This window comes from Corynebacterium sp. HMSC069E04 (assembly GCF_001813175.1).
In the GTDB taxonomy this organism is placed as follows: Bacteria; Actinomycetota; Actinomycetes; order Mycobacteriales; family Mycobacteriaceae; genus Corynebacterium; species Corynebacterium aurimucosum.
The window spans coordinates 56,526-79,004 of the sequence record NZ_KV811665.1 but is presented as its reverse complement, the minus strand read 5'-3'; the positions used below and the strand labels follow the sequence as shown (position 1 = coordinate 79,004).

Sequence of the window (22,479 nt, the reverse complement as noted above, 5' to 3'; positions counted from 1 at the left end):
GCATGAATCTAATCTCTCCTCGCGCGCTCGCGGCGGCCCTTACGCTGGCGGCTTCTGCGCTGTTGCCCGTCACAGCATCGGCTACACCCGGCACGCCGACCTCTGCCCATCCGATTGACCACCTCGCAGGCGTCTCCGGCGTCACTGCGGAGAAGATCTCCTATGAGTCCACGCTCATGGACGGCTCCCCCGCCACCGTCACCGGCGTCATCTACGAGCCTTCCGCTGCCTGGAGCGGCCCGGGTGAGCGCCCCACCATCATCTTCGCACCCGGCACCCGCGGCGCGGGCGACCAGTGCGCTCCGTCCAATGCCACGCAGTCGGTGGGCAACGTCGCGCTGGGTCCGGCCAATCAGGTCACGCTCAATATGAACTACGAGTACGCACTGTATCAATACGCCGCGCAACAGGGCGTGCGCGTGGTCACGACCGACCTGGTTGGACTCGGCACACCAGGTCACCACACCTATGTCAACCACATCGAGGAAGCACACGCGGTTCTCGACGCCGCCCGCGCCGCCCTCCGCCACGCGAACGCGCCGGCCGATGCCCCCGTTGGCTTCGCCGGCTATTCCCAAGGAGGCGGTGCGGCCGCGGCCGCAGCCGAGTACGCGGAAACCTATGCACCGGAGCTCAACGTCAAGGGCACGTACGCCGGTGCCCCGCCGGCCGATCTTTTCGAGGTCATGAACGCGGTCGATGGCTCCTCCATCGTTCACGTTTTGGGCTATGCCATCAACGGCTATGCGGAACGCAGCCCTGATTTTTATAACGAGATCGTCACCGAGATGAACCCGCGCGGCATGCACTTCCTTGCCAGCGCCGCCCACGCCTGCATTGGTGATTCGATTGCGACGTGGGGCTTTACCCGCACCAGCCAGCTGACCAAGACGGGCGAGTCCTTCGGCGAACTTGTGCGCCGCAAACCGGCTGCCGCCCAGATGCTTGCGGAGCAACGACTGGGCCAGCGTGCCCTCAACGCCCCGATGCTGGTCATGAACTCCCCCACCGATGACCTCATCCCCTACGAGCAGTCCCGCACGATGGCGAGCAACTACTGCTCACTCGGTGGCGCCGTGCAGTTTGAGGCCGCGAACCCCGTCGATATTCTTCCCCGCTCCGGGGCTAACCACGCCGTTGGAATTGTGAACTCGGCTCCACGCGGCGTGGACTATCTGATCGACCGCTTCAAGGATGTCCCTGCACCCTCTAACTGCCAAGCTTCCTAAGGGCTTAGTGCAGGGGCTCTAGTGCAAACCACCCAAGGACGAGAATGGCTCCTCGGCCTGGATGTCGTGCAAGGGCACGCGCACCCAAGGCGAATCACTGTGTGCGAGCAGCTCGGTGATCCGTTGCGATTGATCCTTCATCGCAGCGGTGACGTCGGGCTCACCATCACTCGCCCAGATCATTCGACCCCACCAGAAACTTGCGGCTACGTCAGCCCACGACACGAAGTAGCGCTGCAGCGCCGCCACGGCCTTGTCTGAAATCTGAAGGAACTCTTCTGGAGAGATCCACCCCAGCTCCGTTGCCGGGCCACCAACGTTGTGAACACGGATTATGTCCCATGCGCGAGTAGTGGCGGGCAGTGCCGGGGCCGCTGCTTTGGCAAAGCCCTCCGAGCGCAACATCCTTACGAGATAGCGGAACTTATGTTCTCCACGACGCGGATCCGCGCCTTGGGCAATAAAGAAGTCTTTGAGGAACTCGACCTTTTCCTCCACTTCCGCATCTAGCTCGCGCTCGGGGACGTCCTTCATGGCGTATGCGAGGGGTAAAACCAGGTCATCTTCCACGTGCTGGCCACCTTCGAGCAGAGCATCAATAACCTGATACGCTTCCTGTGCACCAGTGACCCCCCAGTTTTGCTCGAGAGATGTTTTGTAGTACTTGGCCGCCCTTGCGTTGTTGCCCTCAACCCCTAGCGGGGTCGCAAACGCCTTATTGCTTTTGTACACCATTCCCCACGAGTGGCGGCGCACCTCATCTTTGCTCGGCGCCGGTTCCGGCCACGGGAACTTTGTAAGGCGGTAGATCCAAGTATCATCAAACTTTGCTGGCGTGAACGTTGAGCTCATACCCACACAACGTACCGAGGTTTCTGGCACGGTACCGTGGTGCCCCATCCATCACCCCTATGCTGGGGGGTGATCTACGCCATAATTCAGCACACCCAGTCACAGTTTTTGATGTGTTGTTAGTCTCGTGTGCATGACAGGACCCCAAATTGCAATGACAGACCGGCCAGATCTCGGTGCTGCACTTAAACGTGCTGGTGATTCCGAGATTGTGCACGCTGCCGCCGCAGCCGTTGTAGAAGGCCTTGGTGTCGACGAAATTGTGCTGGAAGCCGCCGCCACGAAAGCAAGCGGGGTGGATGGTGCCGCGTTTGTCACCAACCGAAGGATCCTCGTGACCGCCGATAAGAAGGATCCATCTCATTTTGAGTTCCTTGAACTTGACAACCTGGGCAACGTCACAGTTCTGCCCTACCAAGATGGCTGGGCCGTCGTGGCTCAGCTCTACAACACGTACAAAGTGTGGAGCGGGTTCACGGAAAAGGCCGCGCGTCGCGTGCAGTTTGCCGCCCAGTGGGCCCTGACCGCAGGCCGTGAAGCACGGACGGAGGCCTCGCGCGCGGTGTCTTCGGAGGAGCTTTTTAAGCGGTGGAAAGAAAACAAGCACCGTCTCAATCGCGACAGCGTGGAAGCGCGCGTTGAGTCGATGCGCTCCCTGTATTCCGATATTGATTCACGGTGGTGGACTGAATAATGAGCCGACTTGCATACCCGGGTTCGCCCGATCACCTTAACGGGGCGGAAGACACATCACACATCAAAGAAGGCCAGACAGTTGCGGATAATGGCTACCGCCATTTCATCAAGCATGGCTCACTACTAGACCCAGGCGCAGCTTCGAAGAATGCATCAGGCACCGCCTCCACGTCAAACCCCACCGCGGGCACGACAGGTTCCCATACCGATGCCCCGAAGCAAGGCCTCAGTGTAAAGAAGCAGCTGTTGCTCCTTCCGATAGTAATCGCGGTCATCGTGGTGGTAGCGATTGGTTACGTCGCAGCTAAAGATGCCCTCTTTGGTGACAAGTCTGAGGATTCCGCCGCGCCTGCGCAGCCCGCCGCTGAAGCACCTGCCGATTCCGGGGCTTCCAACGGTGACACCGCCGGCGAGACCGGTGGCGATACTGCTGGCGACGCTCAAAGCGGCCTCACTCCTACCGACCATGCGCCCGAGCCGATTGCTGACTTCGTGGAAGTGTGCACAGATTATGAAGTGATGTTCAGCTACTACGGCGCGGATAACTCCCCTGCCCCAGAAGCGAAGGGCACCAACTGTTCCGTGGATACTACGAAGGCGCCTGAGGTTGGTTATGTAGTCTTCACCGATGATCCTGCTGCCACCGCCGCCGTTCGTGACGGCAAGCCCGTCTTGGACGCCGCTGAGATTCCGGCAGAATCAACGCGCGGTTCCACATTCAAGGCACAGCGATTGGAGGCCATCTTCACTGTTCAGGAGATCCTCGCGGATGATAAGGGAATCGTTGAGTACATGATCAAGAGTGATGACCCTGAAGTAGCAAAGAAAGCTCTGGTAGACCTCGGCGTGGCCAAGTAGAGCTAGAACGCACACTTTTGCCCGCCGCCATACGTTTTCATTTTATTGTCAATAAGCGTTGGTGGTGATAGGCTGAGTGCATGGCACACGAGCACCACGACCATGATCACTCCAGCACGCCGCTGCGCGCGCTCCTGATTGCGCTCAGTATTACCGGCATTGTCTTCTTCGCGGAGCTAATCGGCGGATGGTTGGCGGGCTCGATGGCACTGATGGCGGATGCGATGCACATGCTTTCCGACGCCGCGGGACTCATCATTGCGGTGATCGCAGTGTTGGTTGGGCGGCGCCAAGCATCAGCCCAGGCCACCTACGGCTACCGGCGAGTAGAGGTACTTGCGGCGCTAGCCAACGCAGTAATGGTGCTGGCAATCTCAGTGTGGATTGTCGTCGAGGCGGTGCGCCGCCTGCAGAGCCCGGCCGAGGTACAGGGCAAGGCGATGCTGATCATCGCGGTGATCGGCCTGGTAGCCAATGCGCTCTCGGCGTGGGTGCTGCACCGGCACCGCGAGTCCTCGATCAACGTGGAAGGCGCGTTCTTACACGTACTGGTGGACTTGCTCGGCTCGGTCGCGGTGATCGTAGCGGGCATCGTGGTGCTGACCACGGGATTTGTGGCGGCGGACGTGATCGCCTCTTTAGTCATCGCGGCGATGGTGCTCCCACGCGCGTGGCAGCTCATGCGGTTGTCGGCAAGCGTTCTGCTCGAGCAGGTTCCGGCGGGCTTCGACGCCAGCGTGATCGAACCCGTGCTGCGTCGGGTCGAAGGCGTTGCCGACATCCATGACCTGCACCTGTGGAGCCTGGACGGAGTCAACGTTCTCACGACCGTGCACATCGTGCGCGACGGCACCGTCGACACCGGTCCGCTGTTAGATGCCGCCCAGCACGTTCTGCGCGAACACGGCATCGAGCACTCCACCATCCAGATCGAGCCCCCGGAACACGAATCCCACGAGACAGTGTGCTGATTCTGTTCTAGTTGTGGGCACGCCGCCCACCGGGCCGTCCCGCCCACCGGTCACGCAAAGAAAGCCCCGAACCGCACGGAGTGTCACTCGCATGCGGTTCGGGGCTAATCCTTATGGGCCCAGCGCGGGGCCCAAGTCAGCGCTTAGAGCGGCTGGCCAGCACCGGCACCAGCCGGCGGCGGATTGCCGTCATCACCATCGTTGTTGTGGGATTCCTCGGCGGAATCGCTACCAGACTCGTCGAGGACGTCCGGGGTGACGGTGTCAGGACCATCGGAATCCGGACCGTGGGACTCCTCATCGATCTCGGTGGCGAGTTCCTCATCGGCCTCACGCACGGCGGTCTCCTCGAGCTCCTTGTCGAAGGTGTCCTCCGGCAGCGGGCGCGGACGCGGGGTGAAGGTAAAGGTTGCGGAAGAGTTGTCCTTGGACTCACCATCCCAGCCTTCAACATCCACGGTGATGATCTCACCGGCGCCAATTTCACCGAAGAGGATCTTCTCGGAGAGCTGGTCCTCAATCTCGCGCTGGATGGTGCGGCGCAACGGGCGAGCGCCCAAGACCGGATCGAAGCCACGCTTGGCAAGAAGATCCTTGGCCTTCTGGGTGAGCTCGATGCCCATGTCACGCTCGGAAAGCTGCTTCTCGACGCGTCCGATGAGCAGCTCCACCATCTCGACGATCTGCTCCTGGGTGAGCTGGTGGAAGACCACAATCTCATCGATACGGTTGAGGAACTCAGGGCGGAAGTGCTTCTTCAGCTCGTCGTTGACCTTGTTCTTCATGCGCTCATACTGCGCATCCGAATCATTCTCCGAGGAGCCGGTGAAGCCCAAGCCCACGGCCTTCGAGATGTCCTGGGTGCCCAGGTTGGAGGTGAAGATGAGCACCGTATTCTTGAAGTCCACGATGCGGCCCTGGCCATCGGTCAGGCGGCCGTCCTCCAGCACCTGCAGCAAGGTGTTGTAGATCTCCTTGTGGGCCTTCTCGATCTCGTCGAAGAGGACCACGGAGAACGGCTTACGGCGGACCTTCTCCGTCAGCTGGCCGCCTTCCTCGTAGCCGACGTATCCCGGAGGAGCACCGAAGAGACGGGAGGCGGTGAAGCGGTCGTGGAACTCACCCATATCGATCTGGATAAGGTCATCATCCGAACCGAAGAGGAAGTTAGCCAAGGACTTCGACAACTCCGTCTTACCCACACCGGACGGGCCGGCGAAGATGAAGGAACCGGAAGGACGGCGCGGATCCTTCAGACCAGCACGGGTGCGGCGAATGGCGCGGGACACAGCCTTGACGGCTTCGTCCTGGCCAATGATGCGCTTGTGCAGCTCCTCCTCCATGTTGAGGAGGCGGTTGGATTCCTTCTCCGTGAGCTTGAGAACCGGAATGCCAGTCCAGTGAGCCAGGACCTCTGCGATCTGTTCCTCACCGACCTCAGCGATCTCCTCTAGGTCACCGGAACGCCACTGCTTTTCCTTCTCCGCGCGCTCTTCACCCAGCTTGCGCTCCTTATCGCGCAAGCCAGCGGCCTTCTCAAAGTCCTGGGCGTCGATCGCAGCTTCCTTCTCCTTGCGGACCTCAGCGATGCGGTCATCGACCTCGCGCAGGCCCTCCGGAGCGGTCATGCGCTTGATACGCATGCGGGCACCGGCCTCATCGAGGAGGTCCACGGCCTTATCCGGCAGGAAGCGGTCGTTGATGTAGCGGTCAGACAGGGAGGCCGCCGCCTTCAGTGCCTCGTCGGTATAGGAGACACGGTGGTGTGCCTCGTACTTATCGCGCAGGCCTTTGAGGATGAGGATGGTGTCATCGAGAGAAGGCTCTTCCACCTTGACCGGCTGGAAGCGGCGCTCGAGAGCGGCGTCCTTCTCAATGTGCTTGCGGTACTCATCCAGCGTGGTGGCACCGATGGTCTGCAGCTCGCCACGGGCCAGCTTCGGCTTCAGCAGCGACGCGGCGTCGATAGCGCCCTCGGCGGCACCGGCGCCGACCAAGGTGTGGATCTCATCGATGAAGAGGATGATGTCACCGCGCTGGTTAATCTCCTTGAGCACCTTCTTCAGGCGTTCCTCAAAGTCACCGCGGTAGCGCGAACCGGCCACCAGGGAGCCCAGGTCCAGCGAGTAGAGCTGCTTATCCTTGAGGGTCTCCGGGACCTTGCCGTTGACGATATCGAGAGCCAAGCCTTCGACCACGGCGGTTTTACCCACGCCGGGCTCACCGATGAGCACCGGGTTATTCTTCGTGCGGCGGGACAGCACCTGCATAATGCGCTCGATCTCGGAATCGCGGCCCACCACTGGGTCCAGCTTGCCATCGCGCGCAGCCTGGGTGAGGTTGCGGCCGAACTGGTCCAGCACCAGAGAGTTGGAACGCTCACCGGAGCCGCCCGAGCCGCCACGGCCGCCCTGGCCAGCGCCAGCACCAGCGCCAACCGGGCCGGCACCGCCCTGGGACTGGTTGCCTTCGCCCTCGTTGCCCTCATATCCGGAGAGCAGCTGGATAACCTGCTGGCGAACGCGCGGCAAGTCAGCACCCAACTTGGTCAGCACCTGCGCAGCCACACCATCACCCTCACGGATGAGGCCGAGGAGCAGGAACTCGGTGCCAATGTATTTGTGCCCCATCTGGAGGCCCTCACGCAGCGAGAGCTCGAGGACCTTCTTGGCGCGCGGGGTAAATGGGATGTGGCCTGTGTGCGGCTGAGAACCTTGACCAATGATCTCTTCCACCTCACGGCGGACATCCTCCAGCGAGATGCCCATGGACTCCAAGGCCTTGGCTGCTACACCTTCACCTTCATGGATAAGCCCCAGGAGGATGTGCTCGGTGCCGATGTAATTGTGGTTGAGCATGCGTGCTTCCTCCTGCGCCAAAACGATGACGCGGCGAGCACGGTCAGTAAACCTCTCGAACATTACCTCTTACCTTTCGCTTTAAATGTGTCATCCACTCTAACGCGCGGGGCGGACACTCCATTCACGATTTTTCTCCCCACTTCCCCTAAACCCCCGTTTCCGCAGGCAGCGGTACTGTACGCCGGTAGCGAACAGGCGCTAGAAAGCCCGCGTCACGCACCAGCCTGCCATGGAGGCTTCATCCCCTTAGAATGAAGAGGATTCTATAAATCTCATCGTCGACTCTCCGCGAAGGATTTCCTCTCACCGTGTCTATGCTCCCAGAATTTTTCACCACCCAGCACCAGCTGCGCCAAAAGGCAGTCTTGGACCAAGGAGCCGACTCCACGCTCTTCCTCGTGGAAGATCCCTCACACAATGAGATGCTCGTGGAAATCTACGCCTCAGAGCACCGCGGCGTGCTCCGCCAGTCCGGCATTGTGGGGCAGCTACAGCACAGCGCCATCGCACCCATCGTGGGTACAGGCACGATGAACAGCGGTCAGGAATTCTTTGTGCGCCGCAGTCTGCCGGGCGAGCAGCTTTCTAACTTCACCTCCTCCGGCGTTGGCGCGCACCACCTGTCCCGGGAGGAAGCCCTCGCCGTCTTTGCTCCCCTGGCAGACGCCACCGACTTTCTACTCAACAAGGGCCGCGCCAACTACGCCGTCCGCGCACTCAATCCGCGTCGCATCATCCTGACCGATAACCGCTCGAATGCCTTCTTCGCTGCGGTCGGACCAGCCTCAAATAACGAAGCTCCCACCGCAACAGCGAAAGAAGCAATCGACCGCCTCGCGCGCATCGTCGCCGCCGCCTGCCCTTCCTTCCGCGCAGCTGCCGCCTACCCCTCGGCTGCTGCCGTCGTTGATTCTCTCCGTAGCGCGGGCACGACCAGCGCCAATGTTGCTGGCGCGAACACCACTGGCGCGAACACCGCCACAGCGGGCACACCGCAGTGGCAAGCAGAACAGCCCTACACCCCCGCCCCGCAGGAGGGGTGGGGAACGCAGCCGCAACCGTCGATCCCCGCTTCTGCCCCCGCGGCGGACTCTTCCAAGCGCAGGTCGACCTCGAAGAAGAAAGTCTTCACCGGGCTCGGCGTGGGGCTTCTCCTCTTAGCTCTGATCGGCGGCCTACTGTGGTTCTTCTTGGGACGGCCGGCTTGGTCCGAGGCTGAGCAGGCGCTTGTCGACGACCACCCGGGACTCATCAGCTCCCGTCCCGGCGGGGAAGGCTTCAGCGGTGCCACCTGCGATGCCCGCGAACCGGAAGATGGTCAGGACGCAAAGATCACCTGCGTTGGTGACGGTGTGGGATACTCCGTGGCGCGGTACGGGGACGTCGCCAAGCGCGATGCAGCCGCCCCGACGCAGGATGCACAGGAACTATCCAACGGGCAGTGCACCGTGCGCAGCTACGACGTTTCCGACACCGAGCCGGTGTTCTACATGGGCGCCGAGGACTCCACCGACGCCGTCCTCGTATGGGGTGAGGACGCAGAGGAGCTTCGACTGAACATGCCGCTGTGCTAATCCACGCGCTTGAGCAGCGGTGCAATCACCGCAATGGCGGTGCCGGCCACGCCAGCGAAAAGGAAAGCCCAGTGCGTTCCCTGTGCCGTCGCTGCGGCCGGCCCCATCCCCGCCGCGACACCGGCCTGGGTGCCGCGCGTGAGGAAGACAACGAGGAAAGCCGTTCCCATCGCACCCGCCAGTTGCTGGAAGGTGTTCATGATGGCCGAGCCATGCGAATACAGCTTCTCCGGAAGCGAGGACAGCGCTGTTGTCATCAACGGCGTCATCATCAGGCACATGCCGAAGGAGAAGAGAACGTGCATGCCCACAACCATCCACACGGCTGAGTTCTCGCCCAAGGTGGCCAAGAGCCACAGGCTGGCCACCATAAACAGCGAGCCAGGAATCATGAGCGGGCGCGGGCCATAGGAATCGAAGAGTCGGCCCACAATCGGGGAAAGAAATGCTTGGAGAATACCACCCGGCATCACCGCCAATCCCGTGGCAAAGGCGGTGACGCCCAGGGTGGTCTGCAGGTAGATGGGCAAGACCGTAACCATTCCCAGCATCAGGCCGAAGGACAATACCAGGATGAGCACCGCGAGCGTGAAGTTGCGAACGCGGAAGGGGCGCATATCCATTAGTGCACGATCCTCGAGCGCCAGACGCCGCTGCCGGCGGATGAAGACGATGAGCGCGATGACGCCCACCACGGTGACGGTGATGTCTACCCAGGCACCACCCTGCAGCATCTTTTCAATCGAAGACAAACCATAGACCAGACCGCCAAATGCACAAGCAGAAAGGAGTACGGAGGGACCGTCGAGTGGGGTATCGCGGTTCTCACCCACATCGCTCAGGCGCCAGAGACCAGCCACCAGGATGAGAGCGATGAGCGGCACCATGGCCCAGAAGATGACGTGCCAGGTGAAGCGGTTAAGGATTGCCCCGCCGACCGTGGGGCCCAGCGCCGGGGCGACGGAAATAACCACAGAAATAATTCCCATCACCGTGCCGCGGCGCTGCGGTGGGACCAAAGTCATGGCCACGGTCATGAGAGTGGGGATCATCAGCGCAGTCCCGCCTGCTTGCAGGACGCGCCCGAGGAGCAAAGCGACGAAGCTCGGCGCAAGGGCCGCGACCACGGTGCCTGCCAGGAAGAACCCGGCAGAGGCGAAGAAAATCTGGCGCGTGGTGAGCCTCTCCAGCAGGTAACCGGTGGTCGGAATGACGACGGCCATGGTGAGCATGAATCCCGTCAACAACCACTGTGCGCTCGTGGCGGGGATGCCATAGTCCGCCATGATGGCTGGTAGTGCGACGGACAGCGAGGTCTCGTTGAGAATCATGACCATCGCTCCCAGCACCAGGATGCTGAGGTTGATGACTACCTTGGAGGGAATCTCAGCGGACATGCGGCCAGCCACACCTTTCTTTTCTCTGCTCTGGGGATACTCGCGCCAACGCTTCCGATGTCAGCGCGCAAGGAGTTTAGAGTACTCGCAAGCTAGCCGGGGATGCCACATGAGCCAGGGCAGCGAGGTTTCCTCGCTCCCCGGCAGGTGGTGGGGTTTTAAGGAATCGTTTCCATGTTGCGGGACGTGATGACCACGACGCTGCCACCGCTATCCAGGCTGCAGCCCAGCAGCCGGTTTTCTGGGGTATCCTCCCACAGTTTCGGCGCACCGTATGCACAGTGTCCTAGGTCAGTCTCGAGGTGGCCACGGCTTCCGCCCTCGCCAGCCTGCCAATCATGGTTGGCGTATTCATCCAACAATTCCATGGCGTCATTGCAATTCGTGCCGTCCTCTTGCACGTAGACCAAACCGGTGTCTTCACCACGCGTGCCGCTCTCACCACACACCGCACCGGTGTTGGCAATGCCATCCGCGTCCGGTTTCGCCGGGAAGGTATCGGAGTAGTACTGTCCATCATCCTTGACGGTGAAGTGGTGCCCGTTCGACTTGACCACGAACTCATTGCCGCTGTGCGCCTCAAAGGTTCCACCGTCAAAGCTCACGGTCTCGCCCTCGTTGAGCGTTTCAACCTCGGTGGGCCTATAGAACTCGATGGCCCACACAGGGAAGAAGCCACGGTCACTGCGGTAGCTCACCGCGTTTGACCTCCAGCTTTGCATGACTGGCCCCGGATAGATTGGCGGATCAGCAAACTCCACCTTGCAGTTTGGGCCGTCAGTCTCTTCGTGAATGAGGCAGAGGACGCGCCCATCAGGGCTCTTGACGGCCGGGATGGGGTTCGGAATACTCGCCCGATCACCGCCGGCCATAAAGTCCTTCGGATCGCGTTCCTTCAATCCGCCGGGTTTGTCTTTATCGGGCTTGGCGCTGCTCGACGCCGCGGCCTCAGTAGAGCTACTGGAGGCAGACTCAGAGCTAGTGGTGCTGGCTGAGTTCTGTTGAAACTGTGGCTCATCACCCACCGGTTCGCTCGTGGAAGAACACGAAGCCACGGCGCAGGCCATGAGGGAGGCAGAAAGGATAGAGAGAAGCTTCTTCATAACAATCATCGTCCCACGAATTAGTGCTGCGCTAGTAGTTATATGTGTATTTCGGAACATCTGGGTGTACAGCGTCGAGAAGAATGACCCGACCATTACCGGACAAATCACCGCAGTGCAGACGGCGTGCATCCGGATCCGGCATGTCAATGTACTCCGGTTCTCGGTAGGAACACTTCCAGCCGTCAAGCTCCAAAATTCCGCGAGAGTTCATTTCTTTGATGTCCCACTCGTAGTTGAAGTACTTGTCCACGATGTCCATTGCAGTCGTGCAATTCGTCCCGTCTGTCTGCACAAAGACTTTCTGACGGCCAAAATTGGTGTCAGCCTCGCCGCAGACGGTACCCACGGGCGCATAGCCATTGGAGTCCGGTTTAAAAGGATAGGTATCCGCCGAAAACTGGCCGCCGTATTTCACGGTGAACTGGTGCCCTTGGGCCTGAACGGTGAATTCATCTGCGCTGGGGGCTTCAAAAACCACACCGTCTATTTCGACCTTCTCGCCTTCCCCCAGCTGCTGCGATGGAACCTGGTCGCCGGCATCCACCACGCCGTTGGGGAAGAAGCCTGCGCCATCTTTGAAGGAAACCATGTTCGCTTCCCATTGCGGGTTCTCGGGGTCGGGCAGGATGGGCGGGTTCTCGAAGCCAACGCTGCACCACGGCCCTTTGGAACCCTCAGTCAGAGAACACGACACCCTGCCGTCTGGGCTCCTTACTCCCCAGGCAACCGTGGTCTCATACCTGAACCCAGTGGCGCGGAAGTCCTCGGCATCGCGTTCTTTGAGTCCGGAAGATTGAGAGCCAAACTCCGGCTCGCGATCTGTGGAATCGCTTTCTTCGGCGCTTTCAGAGCTTTGCGCACTGCTTTGAGAACCGGAGGACTCCACAACTTCGAATCGATGGGTTTCCTCGGTTCCTTCATCAGAAGAACACGCAACCAAGCCAGCCGTTACAAGCGGCAGTGTGAGAAGAGAGAGTAGCTTTTTCATGCTTTGTATTTTTCCACGCAGGCAGGCTTCTCGCTGAGTGATGTGCGCTGTGGCAACAAACTGGAGGCTGCAAAACAACAACGCACAAGCCTTCAGCTGTGGGGCTGGTGGCTTGTGCGTTGCGCGCGGAATGTGCCGCGGGGTGAGCTCGGTGCGAGTTGGCCTCGGGCCTACTTCTCCGGCTTCACAATCGGGAAGAGCACGGTCTCACGGATGCCCAGGCCGGTCAGGGCCATGAGCAGGCGGTCGATGCCCATGCCCGTGCCGGCTGTCGGCGGCATTCCCTGCTCCATGGCGGCGAGGAAGTCCTCATCCAAGACCATGGCTTCCTCATCACCGCCGGCGGCCAAGCGCGCCTGATCCTCAAAGCGCTCGCGCTGGATAACGGGATCCACCAGCTCCGAGTATCCGGTAGCCAGCTCGAAGCCGCGCACGTAGAGATCCCACTTCTCGGTCACACCCGGCAGGGAGCGGTGCTGGCGGGTCAGCGGAGAGGTCTCGACCGGGAAGTTCTTCACAAAGATCGGGCCCTCGAGCTGGTCCTCGCAGAGCACCTCCCAGATCTCTTCCACCAGTTTGCCGTGGCCCCAGCCGCCGTCCTTCGGGACGTCGAGCCCGATGACGTCGGCAAGCGCCTTCAGCTCCTCGACGGTGGAGTCGATGGTGACCTCCGGCTGGCCCGGGAACTTGCGTTGCAGAGCCTCGTTGAGTGAGGGGTACATTTCAATCTCCGGCCACTCTTCACCACCGAAGTCATACTCAGTGCCATCCGCCAAAGTAACGGTGGTGGAACCGAAGACCGCACGTGCCACCGACTGGATGGACTCGCGGGTGGTACGGGCGCAATCGTTGTAGTCGCCCCACGCGGCGTAGGTCTCCAGCATGGCGAATTCCGGGGAGTGGGAGCGGTCGACGCCCTCGTTGCGGAAGTTGCGGTTGATCTCAAAGACGCGATCGATGCCGCCGACGACGGCGCGCTTAAGGAAGAGCTCCGGCGCGATGCGCAGGTACAGGTCAATGTCCAAAGCATTGGAGTGCGTTACGAACGGGCGGGCTGCTGCACCGCCGTGGAGGGTCTGCAGCATCGGGGTTTCGATCTCTACGAAGCCCTCATCCTCCAGGTAGTTGCGCAGTGCACGCATGACCTTGACGCGGGTCATGGCATTCTTGCGGGCTTCCTCGCGCACGATGAGGTCGTTGTAGCGCTGGCGCACGCGGGTTTCCTCATTCATGTCAGCGAAGGACACCGGAAGCGGGCGCAAGGACTTCGCCGCCATGGTCCATTCGCTAGCCATGACGGAGAGCTCGCCGCGGCGCGAGGCAATTACTCGGCCGCGCACGGAGATGAAATCACCCAAGTCAACGTCGGACTTCCACGCGGCTAGGCGCTCCTCCCCTACCTCTGCAAGGGACAGCATGGCCTGCACCTGGGTACCGTCGCCATCCTGCAGGGTGGCGAAGCACAGCTTGCCGGTATTGCGCATGAAAATGAGACGGCCGGCGATGGCCACCTCAACGTCAGTCTCCTCACCAGCGCTGAGGTAGGTGACGCCCTCTTCCGCGGCCGGCTCCTCGCCTTCGGCCACCACCTGGAACTGCTGGCGAAGATCCCGCAGGGAGATCGTGCGGTCTACGGTCACCGGATAGGGCTCGGTGCCGGACTCCAACAGTCGGGCACGCTTCTCGCGGCGAATGCGCAGCTGCTCGGGGACGTCAGTAACTTCAGTATTCTTCTTCTCGCTCACGGTTGTCTAGGGTAGTCGATCCCTATACGCTGGCGCGATCCCGGTTCACAGAGTGTTCATCTAGCGGTTAGACAGGATCAACCGCGCGGTCATCTCAACCGTATTAACTCATGACGTCCGTTGCGACACTTCGTTGCGACATCCCCTTGCGCAACCAACGATTTTCGATTTTTGGAGCATAACTTTCATGGCACTCAACGGCCGTAATCTCTTGGCTAACATGTTCACCTCGTCTCGTTCTTCTCTTACCTGCACCTACAAGTGCGGTAATGCCTGTTTCGGCGAATGCGAGAACACCTCCGACAACCCTTACTTCGGCGACCAGTTCTCCCGCCGTACCGCCCTGCGCGCCGGTGGCTTGGCTGTCGTCGCCGTTGGTGGTTCCTCTGCGCTGGCTGCATGCGCTGCTCCGGATGACAACGGGTCTGCGGCGGGCGGCTCCTCCAACAAGACCAGCGAAGTTAAGGGCTCCGACATCGAGCTCACCTCCGCCGAAGGCATGCACTTTGAAGCCGTTGAGGCCAATACCAAGGATGAGGTCGTCATCCCGAAGGGCTATGAGCAGTCCGTTCTGATTGCCTGGGGTGACCCAGTCATCGAGGGCGCTCCGGAATTCGACGTCAACAACCAGACCGCCGAAGCGGCGGAGAAGCAGTTCGGCTTCAACAATGACTTCGCCGGCCTCATCGAGCACCCGGATGACAAGAACCGCATGATCTACATGTGCTCGCACGAGTACACCACCGAGCCGATGATGTTCCCGGACTACGATCCGGAGAACCCCACCGAGGAACAGGTGAAGATCGGCTGGGCCGGTCACGGCCACACTATCCTCGAGGTGTCCAAGGTCAAGGGCTCCGGCGAGCTCAAGCGTGAGTTCGGCCCGCTCAACCGCCGCATCACCGCCACCACCCCGTTCACCCTGGTGGGCCCAGCTAAGGGCACTGACCTGGTGAAGACCTCCGCCGACCCGAAGGGTGAGAAGGTCCTGGGTACCCTCAACAACTGCTCCGGCGGCGTGACCCCGTGGAACACCATGCTCTCCGGCGAAGAGAACTTCGACCAATACTTCGCCGGCGGCGACATCAAGGATAAGAAGGCTGCTGAATCCCTCAAGCGCTTCGGCATCGAGGAAGGCCCGTCCGACCGCAAGTGGGAAAAGTACGATGCCCGCTTTGATGTGACCAAGGAGCCGAACGAGCCGAACCGCTTTGGCTGGCTCGTGGAGATCAACCCGCTGGACCCGAAGTCCACCCCGATTAAGCACACCGCAGTGGGCCGCTTCAAGCACGAGGCCGGCAACATCCACATCACCAAGGATGGCACTGTGGTGTGCTACTCCGGCGATGACTCCCGCTTCGAGTACGTCTACAAGTTCGTCTCCACCAAGAAGTACAAGGAAGGCGATCTCGAGCACAACATGACCATCCTGGACCACGGCACCTTGTACGTGGCCAAGATGGAGGGCAACTCCCCGGAGAAGGAAATCGACGGCTCTGGTGTCCTGCCGGAGGACGGCGCTTTCGATGGCAGCGGCGAGTGGGTCAAGCTGCTGACCTCCGATACTGAGAACAACAAGTTCGAGTCCCACGTGGACGGCATGTCCGCCGAAGAGGTCGCCGTCTTTACCCGTGAGGCCGCCGACAAGGTGGGCGCCACCAAGATGGACCGCCCGGAAGACGTCCAGGTTCACCCGGAGACCGAGAAGGTCTACATCGCGCTGACCAACAATAAGTACCGCGGCGCCACCGGCGAGAACGCTAAGAAGAACAAGGAAGACGCCAAGGAATGGGCTCCGGTCAAGGAGAACAAGAACGGCCTCGTCATGGAGCTCGAGGATGACCACGCCGGTGAGAAGTTCACCTGGAACCTCTTCCTAGTCTGCGGTGACCCGCGTGAGGCCAGCACCTACTTCGGTGGCTTCGACAAGGAGAAGGTCTCCCCGATTTCCTGCCCGGATAACCTGGCCTTCGACAACCACGGCAACCTGTGGATCTCCACTGACGGCAACGCGCTGGACTCTAACGACGGCCTCTACGCCGTGACCACCGAGGGCGAGACCCGCGGCGAGCTCAAGTGCTTCCTCACCGTCCCGGCGGGCGCGGAGACCTGTGGCCCGATCGTCGACGATGACCGCGTCATGGTCAACGTTCAGCACCCGGGCGAGTCTGATGACGCCACCTTCGACAAGGCCACCTCCCACTGGCCTGATGGCGGTAAGTCCACCCCGCGCCCGGCCGTGGTTGTGGTGTGGAAGAAGGGCGGCAAGATCGGTACCGAATAAGGCACCGACGCTGCGTAGTGCGCACTCTTAGGCGGTGCGCAGCTGCGCCTCCAGCACCTCCTGTGCGAAGTCCCACAACGGGGTTGCAACCCCAGCTTTGACGCCCATGCGTCGGATCGCTCCGACCTGGGCGTCTAATTCGTTGGGCAATCCTTCCTTGATATCGCGCTGCATTGAGGACGTGCTGTCCGGGTGCTGCTGGCGGGCAAACTCCATGGTCTGTTCCACCACGTTCTCTGGTAGCTCCACGCCGAGTGCGCGCCCGACGGCCTCAACTTCCCGCATGAAGGCCTCGAGCTGGCCGGGGATTTCCTGGCAGAGGTACCCAATCGGTTTATCCACCAAGGCGCCCAGAGTGCCGGTAGGGGTAACGAACATGGCTTTCGACCAGACGTCGACAAGCGCTGCGTCGTGGAACTTGCTGGCGGCACCCGCCTCTTTCAGCGCGGCCGCCAGATCCTCACCTGTACGGCGCAGTGACTCCGGCGCATCAGCACTCAGCGGACCAAAAGCCAAAGCCAAAGGCCCCGGATTGCGCTTGATCTGAGCCGGCCCCAGACGGGTGGCATAAACACGGGCAACCCCAGCAAGGATGTTTTCCTCCCCAAATTCCTCGGCCGCAAGGTACGGAATCTCGACCGAGTTGTGCGTGGTCACCACTGGAACGCTCTGCAAGGCCTCGCGGTCCTCAGCGCTGCCAAAGGTCTCATTGCCTGGCAGCGCCTTCGACGCGATAATCGCCACGTCCAGCCCACCCAACAGCTCCTTGATCTCAGCAAAGGATTGCGCAGCCGGGACCTTAATAACCTCGGTGGTGGTGGGTTCCGCGTGGGCGTCGATCAGCGTCACGCCCGTCTCCCCCAGCCCCCGCAAGGTCTCGCCACGGGCGACGAAGGCGACGTCGTGGCCCGCTGCTTTCAGTTTTCCGCCAAAGTATCCGCCGATGGCGCCGGCTCCCAGAATTCCAATCTTCATGTCTCCAACCTAACCGGTGGAGACCTGCGCCACAGACTTTTATCCGCGCTGTTCTAAATTTCGGAAGCCAATTCCCAACGGCACGCCCACGTTATCGATGAGCCGCACGCCGCCGATGGTGGCGGCGAGAAAGAGGCGGGCATCGCCCTCTGCGGGTGGCTCCCCAAGGTCGCGCCCACGCAGCTCCACGTATTCCGGCTCGACGCCCGCGGCAGTGAGCACCTCACGTGCCACACGGACGACTTCCTCGGCCCCGGACTCCGCCGCGTACGCGCCGGCGGTAAGTGCCGCTGACAATGCGCTGGCTTGCTCGCGTGCTTCAGGTGCCACGTCGGCATTGCGCAGGCTCATCACCACACCATCGGGCATGCGCACCGAGGGCACACCCTGCACACGCGCCCCGATGTGAAGGTCCGTAAAAGCTTGTTGGGTAGCCACGAGCAGCTCGTAGTCTTTCTCCCCCATGAACACATCACTGGGGCCAAGCGCACAGGTCAGCGCCACAATGCGGGTCAACTCCGCACTGACGTCTTCCATGCCGTGATCGGGTGCAAGGACCCGCGTGCGCTGGCTCTGCGTGCCATAGCGCCACACCACATCAACGCTGTCGAGGGCGGTGATGTCAGTGTCGTCGTCAACGGCGACGACAACCACGCTTCCGCGCACGCCCTGTGCTGCCTGCACTAAGGCAAGGTGCCCGGCGTGAATATCGCGGCCCAGCGGTACGAGCACCACGCGCTTGCCCGTCCTGCGGTAGGCGCTGCCCACCATGCGGATGCGCTCAATGTCCTCCACTAGGAGTTGTTCGGCCACGGCGCTTCCTTTCTTAGTGCCCACAGTTCCAGTTCTTCCATGTTCTTCTTCTCACCCACCATGCGGGCGACGTCGCGGTAGTTGCGCGCCATGCCGAGCTCCACCGCGGCGGGGTAAGCATCGATGATGTCACCGGCGTCAAGCTCAAAAGCGCTGCCCATGAAGTCTTCGATGATCTTCGCCTCTACAGACGCCCAAGCACTCAGCACACCGAGCATCTCCGCGTAGTACAACCGCGCGGCTCGCTCCGCACGTTGTGCCTCAGGCACTGTTTCTGCGGTCTGATGAATCTCTGAAAGCAACAGACTAATGACGGTATCCGCCACCTCATCGAGAGCGCCCACCGCGTAGGAGTCGCCCAGGGGAGCTGCGGCAATCGTCAGACACCCGCGCGTTTCCAGCTCATCAAGGGCTTCCACCCCAGCCAGCAATGAGGTGTGGATGACGATTTGCTTGGGGCGCACGTGCTTTTCGACGTCCCCCACCGCCCCCTCCAGCTCCCTCGCCGTCGCGGCGAGAATCAGCGCATCGAAGCGGTCCAGCTGGGCGGGGTCCTCAAGCTTCTCAATGGTGTGGCCAGCCATCTCCAGACGGAGGGCGAAGTTAATGCCGGCCCGGGAATTACCCCAGACCGCCACCCGCATGCGTGGTGCCTGCATCTACTTCTTCACGTCCTTGTCCGGCTCCTGCTGTTGCTTACGGCGCGCCAAAAGCTCCGCGACGGACACCGCACCCTCACGGTGTTCATCGCTGCGGCGACGGCCACGGGTGCTGGGCTGTGCGCTGTCTGACTCCGGCTTGCGGTGGCGGTGGTGCGGCTGTGCGGGGCCAGCATCCTCCTTGACGTGCTGCGCGCCTGCGGCACCCTGGTTCCATTGCACGGCTTGGAAGCTATCGGTCTTGAACTCCGGCGCCTTCGGCTGCGACTGAGTCTGAGGCTTCTGCTGTTGCGGCTTCTGCTCGGTGCGCGCCTGCTGCTTCTCTGCCTTTACCTGCGGCTTTTCGGCCTTCGGCTGGGGCTGCGGCTGCGGCGCCTGCGGCTTCTGCTGTGGTTCACCCATGGGGCGAAACGCCGGGGCACGGTTCTGCGACGGCTGTGGTGCACCGAAGGGAGATGGTGCTGGGCGGGTGCCCTGCTGATCTGCGGGCTGCTCGGCGGGTTTCGCAGCAGGCTGCTGGGCGTTGCCACGAGCATTATCCGCCAGCAGATTATCCAGCGGATTGCTCACCGGGTGGGTTGGCTGCGAACCGAGGCGGCCTGCCACGGCGTCGGCAGACGGCGCTCCACCGGACTTCTGGGTGAAGTTCACGTTGGGGGCATCGCCACGCTCATCCACGCTCGCGCCGCCGGCCTTGCGCTCCAGCTCCTGGATGCGGCGAGCCTCCGCATACAGGGCGGCGGGCTCGTAGACCCACTCGCGCCCGGAGATCTCCTCGATTTGGGCGCGGATGGCTTCTAGCTCAGAGCGGATCTCCGCCAGGACCTGACTGTTGTCCGTAGTGGAAGCGCCGGAAGCGGTCAAAGTGGATGCAGCATGGGCGCGCTCTACTGCCAGAAGCTCCTTGGCCTCATGGGCCTGGCGGCGGTAGCGCACAACCAGGAAGAAGCCCAGCACCGCAGCCCACAGGGAGGCGAGCAAGGCGATCTTCAGCGCATTCGCCGAACCCGAAATCAGCATGACCAGGCTGGCAATCACCGCGAGGATGACCAAGACGATAAGCCCGATGGAACCCGCATCCGTCTTCGAACCGGTCTCAGAAGACTCCGCCGGCGTTGGTGGCTGAGAGTCCGGCTGCGCAGAAAATTGGGCCGTCGGATAATCGTCCGGGGCCGACTCGTGCTGGGGCTCAGGGGCGTGATGCGGGCTCGTCATGCCCACTAACTTACCGCTTGTGCCCCATCAGTTGGAGGTGGCACCTCGCAGTGTCGCTCCAGCACCACTCCGGCGACACACATCGCGGCACCACCCAGCGCAGAGGTCACCACCCCAGCCAGGTCACCAGCCGCCGCGACGAGCTCACCCGCACGAGGCACCACGTAAACTGCCATGCCTGCATAGGCCCCGCCCACGATGGCGCCGGTCCACGCCGAGGCTTTGCCGACCAGCAAGAATTGCGCGATGGTCATGGGATTGAGCTGCGAGTTGTCCAGGCCGATGCCGTGCTCGTCCTCCTTGGCGCCGCGGACTTTAAGGGTCAACAGCACGCACACCAGCGCCATGGCCCACAGGGAAATCGACACCATTGCCGGGATGGCCAGCATGGAGCCATAAAAGCGGGTGGTGAGGATGGCGGCCGCTGCGGCCACGAAGAGGGCTGTGCCGATGAGCGCGCCGATCGACGTCCTCGTCATTACTCCCCCAGTTCCTTCACCGCCGCGACCTCGTCCTCATCGAGGTCGGCGATGAGTTCGCGCACCAGGGTGCCGTTAAGCTGCGCGTGCTCATCCGCGGCCAGCCACGGCACGAGCACAAAGGCGCGCTCGTGGGCATAAGGGTGCGGCAGAGTAAGTTCCGGATCTTCGGAGGTCACGCCGTCTATCTGTACGATGTCCACGTCCAAGGTGCGCGGGCCCCAGTGCCGCACGCGCACACGCTCAGCGGCCTCCTCCAACTTCTGGCCGCGGCGCAGCAGCTCCAGCGGGGTGCAGTCCACGTCCACGATGAGCACCGCGTTGAGAAATTCATCTTGGTCGGTCACGCCCCACGGCGGGGTGGCAAAGACCGGAGAGGCAGCGACGGTCTCCTCAGCAAACTCATCAAAGACGGTCTGCAGCAGCGCGCGGCGATCCTCCATGTTGGAGCCGATGGACAGCACGGCGCGCATTAGCCTGCCATCCTCTTCCGGGAGCGGCGTGCTACGACGGCGACGTCGGCAAAGGTGCGTGGGATGGGTGCCTTCGGCTTGTGGATGGTCACCTCGATGGCGTGGAGAATCTCGAAGCGCCGCATGGCGGTCTCGGCGACTTCTTCAGCCACCGTCTCGATGAGGTCCCGGGAGGGGCCTTCGACGATGTCTGCGGTGACGTCAGCAAGCTCGGCGTAATTCACCGTGCGGGACAGGTCATCCTCGATGCCCGCGGTGTCCAACCAGCAGGTGACATCCACGATGAAGGGCTGTCCTGTCTTCTTCTCTTCCTCGAAGACTCCGTGGTAGCCAAAGCACTCCAGGCCGGTGAGCTCGATGCGATCCGCCATGTTTTATGCCTTTCCCAAAGAAGTGGACACCACTGTTCCGCCGTCCGCGCCGTTGGCGTAGCTGCCGGAGGCATGCGCGCCACCGGTGTAGGATGCGCCCGCGTTCCACGCCGCGGCAACGTCCACGGCATCGCGCGAGACATCCACCTCGTGCACGCGCACGCCCCACGCGCCCATCTGCGCGGAGATGGCGGTCACGGCGGCGGTGGCCGGGTCCGCGAGCAGCGGGCTGGACTCGGCACCGCGATCCTCCCGGATAGCGGCGAGGAAGCGCTTGCGGGAGGCTCCCACCAACAGCGGGAATTCGCCCTGGAGGAACTCCGGCAAGGCCTTGAGCAAAGCCCAGTTATCTTGTGGGGACTTGGCAAAGCCCAGGCCCGGATCCACGACGATATTGTCGTGGCTGACACCTGCTTGCAGGGCGCTATCGGCCAGCTTCGCCAAGGATTCGTGGACATCGCGCACAACATCCCCGCCGTGGTCGGCCACTCCGGCCGCGCTGCCGAATTGGACGGTGCGCCAGTGCATGAGGCACACCGGCAGGCCGGTCTCGGCCATGGTGCGGTACATGTCTGGGTCGGCGGCACCACCGGAGACATCATTGATCATGTCGACGCCGGCCTCCGCAGCGGCTTTGGCAACCGAGGCCCGCATCGTATCCACGGAGGTCTTAATCCCCTCCTCGTGCAGCGCCTTGATGACGGGCACGACGCGGCTCTCTTCCTCCTCGGCAGCCACGCGCACTGCGCCCGGGCGGGTGGACTCGCCGCCGACATCGATCATGTCCGCGCCGGATTCCACGAGGTGGCGGGCGTGGTTGAGCGCATCGTCGATGTTGATCCAGCGCCCGCCGTCGGAGAAGGAATCCTCCGTGACGTTAACAATGCCCATGACCAGCGTGCGGCCGGGAACAGTGAGATCGCTGACTGCCAT

The 22,479-nt window shown here is 61.9% G+C and carries 20 protein-coding genes; 6 read left to right on the top strand and 14 right to left on the bottom strand.

Annotation, left to right across the window (positions count from 1 at the left end; genetic code table 11):
- Positions 1–2: 2 nt before the first annotated feature.
- Positions 3–1,229, top strand: a complete 1,227-nt coding sequence (locus HMPREF2896_RS05000; protein ID WP_070718216.1) for a lipase family protein — start codon at positions 3–5, stop codon at positions 1,227–1,229.
- A gap of 18 nt (positions 1,230–1,247) precedes the next feature.
- Here the strand turns inward: HMPREF2896_RS05000 and HMPREF2896_RS04995 are convergent, their stop codons facing one another.
- On the bottom strand, positions 1,248–2,081 hold the full coding sequence (locus HMPREF2896_RS04995) for a DUF1266 domain-containing protein (protein WP_070718213.1): 834 nt from the start codon (positions 2,079–2,081) through the stop codon (positions 1,248–1,250).
- Positions 2,082–2,214: 133 nt separating this feature from the next.
- Between HMPREF2896_RS04995 and HMPREF2896_RS04990 the strand changes: the two genes are divergently transcribed.
- The 3 genes from HMPREF2896_RS04990 (at position 2,215) to HMPREF2896_RS04980 (ending at position 4,606) form a co-directional block, all read left to right on the top strand.
- On the top strand, positions 2,215–2,775 hold the full coding sequence (locus HMPREF2896_RS04990) for a hypothetical protein (protein WP_070564096.1): 561 nt from the start codon (positions 2,215–2,217) through the stop codon (positions 2,773–2,775).
- Positions 2,775–3,635 carry a hypothetical protein gene (locus HMPREF2896_RS04985; RefSeq protein WP_070718209.1) on the top strand — a complete coding sequence of 287 codons (861 nt, stop codon included), beginning with the start codon at positions 2,775–2,777 and terminating at the stop codon, positions 3,633–3,635. The genes HMPREF2896_RS04990 and HMPREF2896_RS04985 overlap by 1 nt, the downstream gene beginning before the upstream one ends.
- 80 nt (positions 3,636–3,715) lie before the next feature.
- The gene (locus HMPREF2896_RS04980) at positions 3,716–4,606 is read left to right on the top strand and encodes a cation diffusion facilitator family transporter (protein ID WP_070522760.1); all 891 of its coding nucleotides are present in this window, start codon (positions 3,716–3,718) and stop codon (positions 4,604–4,606) included.
- 143 nt (positions 4,607–4,749) lie between these two features.
- Here the strand turns inward: HMPREF2896_RS04980 and HMPREF2896_RS04975 are convergent, their stop codons facing one another.
- On the bottom strand, positions 4,750–7,527 hold the full coding sequence (locus tag HMPREF2896_RS04975; RefSeq protein WP_070685745.1) for an ATP-dependent Clp protease ATP-binding subunit: 2,778 nt from the start codon (positions 7,525–7,527) through the stop codon (positions 4,750–4,752).
- A 254-nt stretch (positions 7,528–7,781) separates the two neighbouring features.
- On the opposite strand from HMPREF2896_RS04975, the gene HMPREF2896_RS04970 reads away from it, so the two are divergent.
- Complete coding sequence (locus HMPREF2896_RS04970; RefSeq protein ID WP_070718206.1) at positions 7,782–9,041, top strand: serine/threonine protein kinase; 1,260 nt, start codon at positions 7,782–7,784, stop codon at positions 9,039–9,041.
- Here the strand turns inward: HMPREF2896_RS04970 and HMPREF2896_RS04965 are convergent.
- The 4 genes from HMPREF2896_RS04965 to lysS all read right to left on the bottom strand — a co-directional run bounded on the left by HMPREF2896_RS04965 (position 9,038) and on the right by lysS (position 14,277).
- Complete coding sequence (locus HMPREF2896_RS04965) at positions 9,038–10,438, bottom strand: MDR family MFS transporter (protein ID WP_070718203.1); 1,401 nt, start codon at positions 10,436–10,438, stop codon at positions 9,038–9,040. The two genes, HMPREF2896_RS04970 and HMPREF2896_RS04965, sit on opposite strands and share 4 nt — an antisense overlap.
- A 158-nt stretch (positions 10,439–10,596) precedes the next feature.
- Positions 10,597–11,541 (bottom strand): hypothetical protein, encoded by a 945-nt coding sequence (locus tag HMPREF2896_RS04960; protein ID WP_070718199.1) that lies wholly within the window; start codon positions 11,539–11,541, stop codon positions 10,597–10,599.
- 31 nt (positions 11,542–11,572) lie between these two features.
- Complete coding sequence (locus HMPREF2896_RS04955; protein ID WP_070532267.1) at positions 11,573–12,532, bottom strand: hypothetical protein; 960 nt, start codon at positions 12,530–12,532, stop codon at positions 11,573–11,575.
- Between the two features lie 170 nt (positions 12,533–12,702).
- Complete coding sequence (lysS, locus tag HMPREF2896_RS04950) at positions 12,703–14,277, bottom strand: lysine--tRNA ligase (protein WP_070718196.1); 1,575 nt, start codon at positions 14,275–14,277, stop codon at positions 12,703–12,705.
- 187 nt (positions 14,278–14,464) lie between these two features.
- On the opposite strand from lysS, the gene HMPREF2896_RS04945 reads away from it, so the two are divergent.
- Positions 14,465–16,561 carry a PhoX family protein gene (locus HMPREF2896_RS04945; RefSeq protein ID WP_070564108.1) on the top strand — a complete coding sequence of 699 codons (2,097 nt, stop codon included), beginning with the start codon at positions 14,465–14,467 and terminating at the stop codon, positions 16,559–16,561.
- Positions 16,562–16,588: 27 nt separating this feature from the next.
- Here the strand turns inward: HMPREF2896_RS04945 and HMPREF2896_RS04940 are convergent, their stop codons facing one another.
- The 8 genes from HMPREF2896_RS04940 to folP are packed head-to-tail and all read right to left on the bottom strand — an operon-like array spanning position 16,589 to position 22,479.
- A complete protein-coding gene (locus HMPREF2896_RS04940) occupies positions 16,589–17,536 on the bottom strand; it encodes a 2-dehydropantoate 2-reductase (RefSeq protein WP_070718193.1) in 948 nt (315 codons plus the stop codon).
- Between the two features lie 39 nt (positions 17,537–17,575).
- Entirely contained in the window at positions 17,576–18,307 is a 732-nt protein-coding gene (locus HMPREF2896_RS04935) for a pantoate--beta-alanine ligase (RefSeq protein WP_070718272.1), read from the bottom strand.
- A gap of 23 nt (positions 18,308–18,330) precedes the next feature.
- A complete protein-coding gene (locus HMPREF2896_RS04930) occupies positions 18,331–19,008 on the bottom strand; it encodes a Rossmann-fold NAD(P)-binding domain-containing protein (protein WP_083311453.1) in 678 nt (225 codons plus the stop codon).
- Positions 19,009–20,223 carry a DUF6779 domain-containing protein gene (locus HMPREF2896_RS04925; protein ID WP_070718268.1) on the bottom strand — a complete coding sequence of 405 codons (1,215 nt, stop codon included), beginning with the start codon at positions 20,221–20,223 and terminating at the stop codon, positions 19,009–19,011.
- 5 nt (positions 20,224–20,228) lie between these two features.
- Entirely contained in the window at positions 20,229–20,702 is a 474-nt protein-coding gene (locus HMPREF2896_RS04920) for a DUF3180 domain-containing protein (RefSeq protein ID WP_070718189.1), read from the bottom strand.
- Positions 20,702–21,175 (bottom strand): 2-amino-4-hydroxy-6-hydroxymethyldihydropteridine diphosphokinase, encoded by a 474-nt coding sequence (gene folK / locus HMPREF2896_RS04915; protein WP_070718186.1) that lies wholly within the window; start codon positions 21,173–21,175, stop codon positions 20,702–20,704. Before folK ends, HMPREF2896_RS04920 begins: the two co-directional genes overlap by 1 nt.
- The gene (gene folB / locus HMPREF2896_RS04910; RefSeq protein ID WP_070445894.1) at positions 21,175–21,546 is read right to left on the bottom strand and encodes a dihydroneopterin aldolase; all 372 of its coding nucleotides are present in this window, start codon (positions 21,544–21,546) and stop codon (positions 21,175–21,177) included. The genes folK and folB overlap by 1 nt, the downstream gene beginning before the upstream one ends.
- 3 nt (positions 21,547–21,549) lie before the next feature.
- Complete coding sequence (gene folP, locus HMPREF2896_RS04905) at positions 21,550–22,479, bottom strand: dihydropteroate synthase (RefSeq protein ID WP_070445890.1); 930 nt, start codon at positions 22,477–22,479, stop codon at positions 21,550–21,552.

Excerpts from the sequence above, each read along its gene's own strand:
- HMPREF2896_RS04965 (WP_070718203.1), bottom strand. The coding sequence starts at position 10,438 with ATGTCCGCTGAGATTCCCTCCAAGGTAGTCATCAACCTCAGCATCCTG.
- HMPREF2896_RS04980 (WP_070522760.1), top strand. The coding sequence starts at position 3,716 with ATGGCACACGAGCACCACGACCATGATCACTCCAGCACGCCGCTGCGC.
- HMPREF2896_RS04925 (WP_070718268.1), bottom strand. The coding sequence starts at position 20,223 with ATGACGAGCCCGCATCACGCCCCTGAGCCCCAGCACGAGTCGGCCCCG.
- HMPREF2896_RS04990 (WP_070564096.1), top strand. The coding sequence starts at position 2,215 with ATGACAGGACCCCAAATTGCAATGACAGACCGGCCAGATCTCGGTGCT.
- HMPREF2896_RS04985 (WP_070718209.1), top strand. The coding sequence starts at position 2,775 with ATGAGCCGACTTGCATACCCGGGTTCGCCCGATCACCTTAACGGGGCG.
- HMPREF2896_RS04960 (WP_070718199.1), bottom strand. The coding sequence starts at position 11,541 with ATGAAGAAGCTTCTCTCTATCCTTTCTGCCTCCCTCATGGCCTGCGCC.
- HMPREF2896_RS04920 (WP_070718189.1), bottom strand. The coding sequence starts at position 20,702 with ATGACGAGGACGTCGATCGGCGCGCTCATCGGCACAGCCCTCTTCGTG.
- HMPREF2896_RS04945 (WP_070564108.1), top strand. The coding sequence starts at position 14,465 with ATGGCACTCAACGGCCGTAATCTCTTGGCTAACATGTTCACCTCGTCT.
- folB (WP_070445894.1), bottom strand. The coding sequence starts at position 21,546 with ATGGCGGATCGCATCGAGCTCACCGGCCTGGAGTGCTTTGGCTACCAC.
- HMPREF2896_RS04955 (WP_070532267.1), bottom strand. The coding sequence starts at position 12,532 with ATGAAAAAGCTACTCTCTCTTCTCACACTGCCGCTTGTAACGGCTGGC.
- HMPREF2896_RS04935 (WP_070718272.1), bottom strand. The coding sequence starts at position 18,307 with ATGGTGGGCAGCGCCTACCGCAGGACGGGCAAGCGCGTGGTGCTCGTA.
- HMPREF2896_RS04930 (WP_083311453.1), bottom strand. The coding sequence starts at position 19,008 with ATGCAGGCACCACGCATGCGGGTGGCGGTCTGGGGTAATTCCCGGGCC.
- folP (WP_070445890.1), bottom strand. The coding sequence starts at position 22,479 with ATGGCAGTCAGCGATCTCACTGTTCCCGGCCGCACGCTGGTCATGGGC.
- HMPREF2896_RS04995 (WP_070718213.1), bottom strand. The coding sequence starts at position 2,081 with ATGAGCTCAACGTTCACGCCAGCAAAGTTTGATGATACTTGGATCTAC.
- HMPREF2896_RS04975 (WP_070685745.1), bottom strand. The coding sequence starts at position 7,527 with ATGTTCGAGAGGTTTACTGACCGTGCTCGCCGCGTCATCGTTTTGGCG.
- HMPREF2896_RS04940 (WP_070718193.1), bottom strand. The coding sequence starts at position 17,536 with ATGAAGATTGGAATTCTGGGAGCCGGCGCCATCGGCGGATACTTTGGC.
- HMPREF2896_RS05000 (WP_070718216.1), top strand. The coding sequence starts at position 3 with ATGAATCTAATCTCTCCTCGCGCGCTCGCGGCGGCCCTTACGCTGGCG.
- folK (WP_070718186.1), bottom strand. The coding sequence starts at position 21,175 with ATGCGCGCCGTGCTGTCCATCGGCTCCAACATGGAGGATCGCCGCGCG.
- HMPREF2896_RS04970 (WP_070718206.1), top strand. The coding sequence starts at position 7,782 with ATGCTCCCAGAATTTTTCACCACCCAGCACCAGCTGCGCCAAAAGGCA.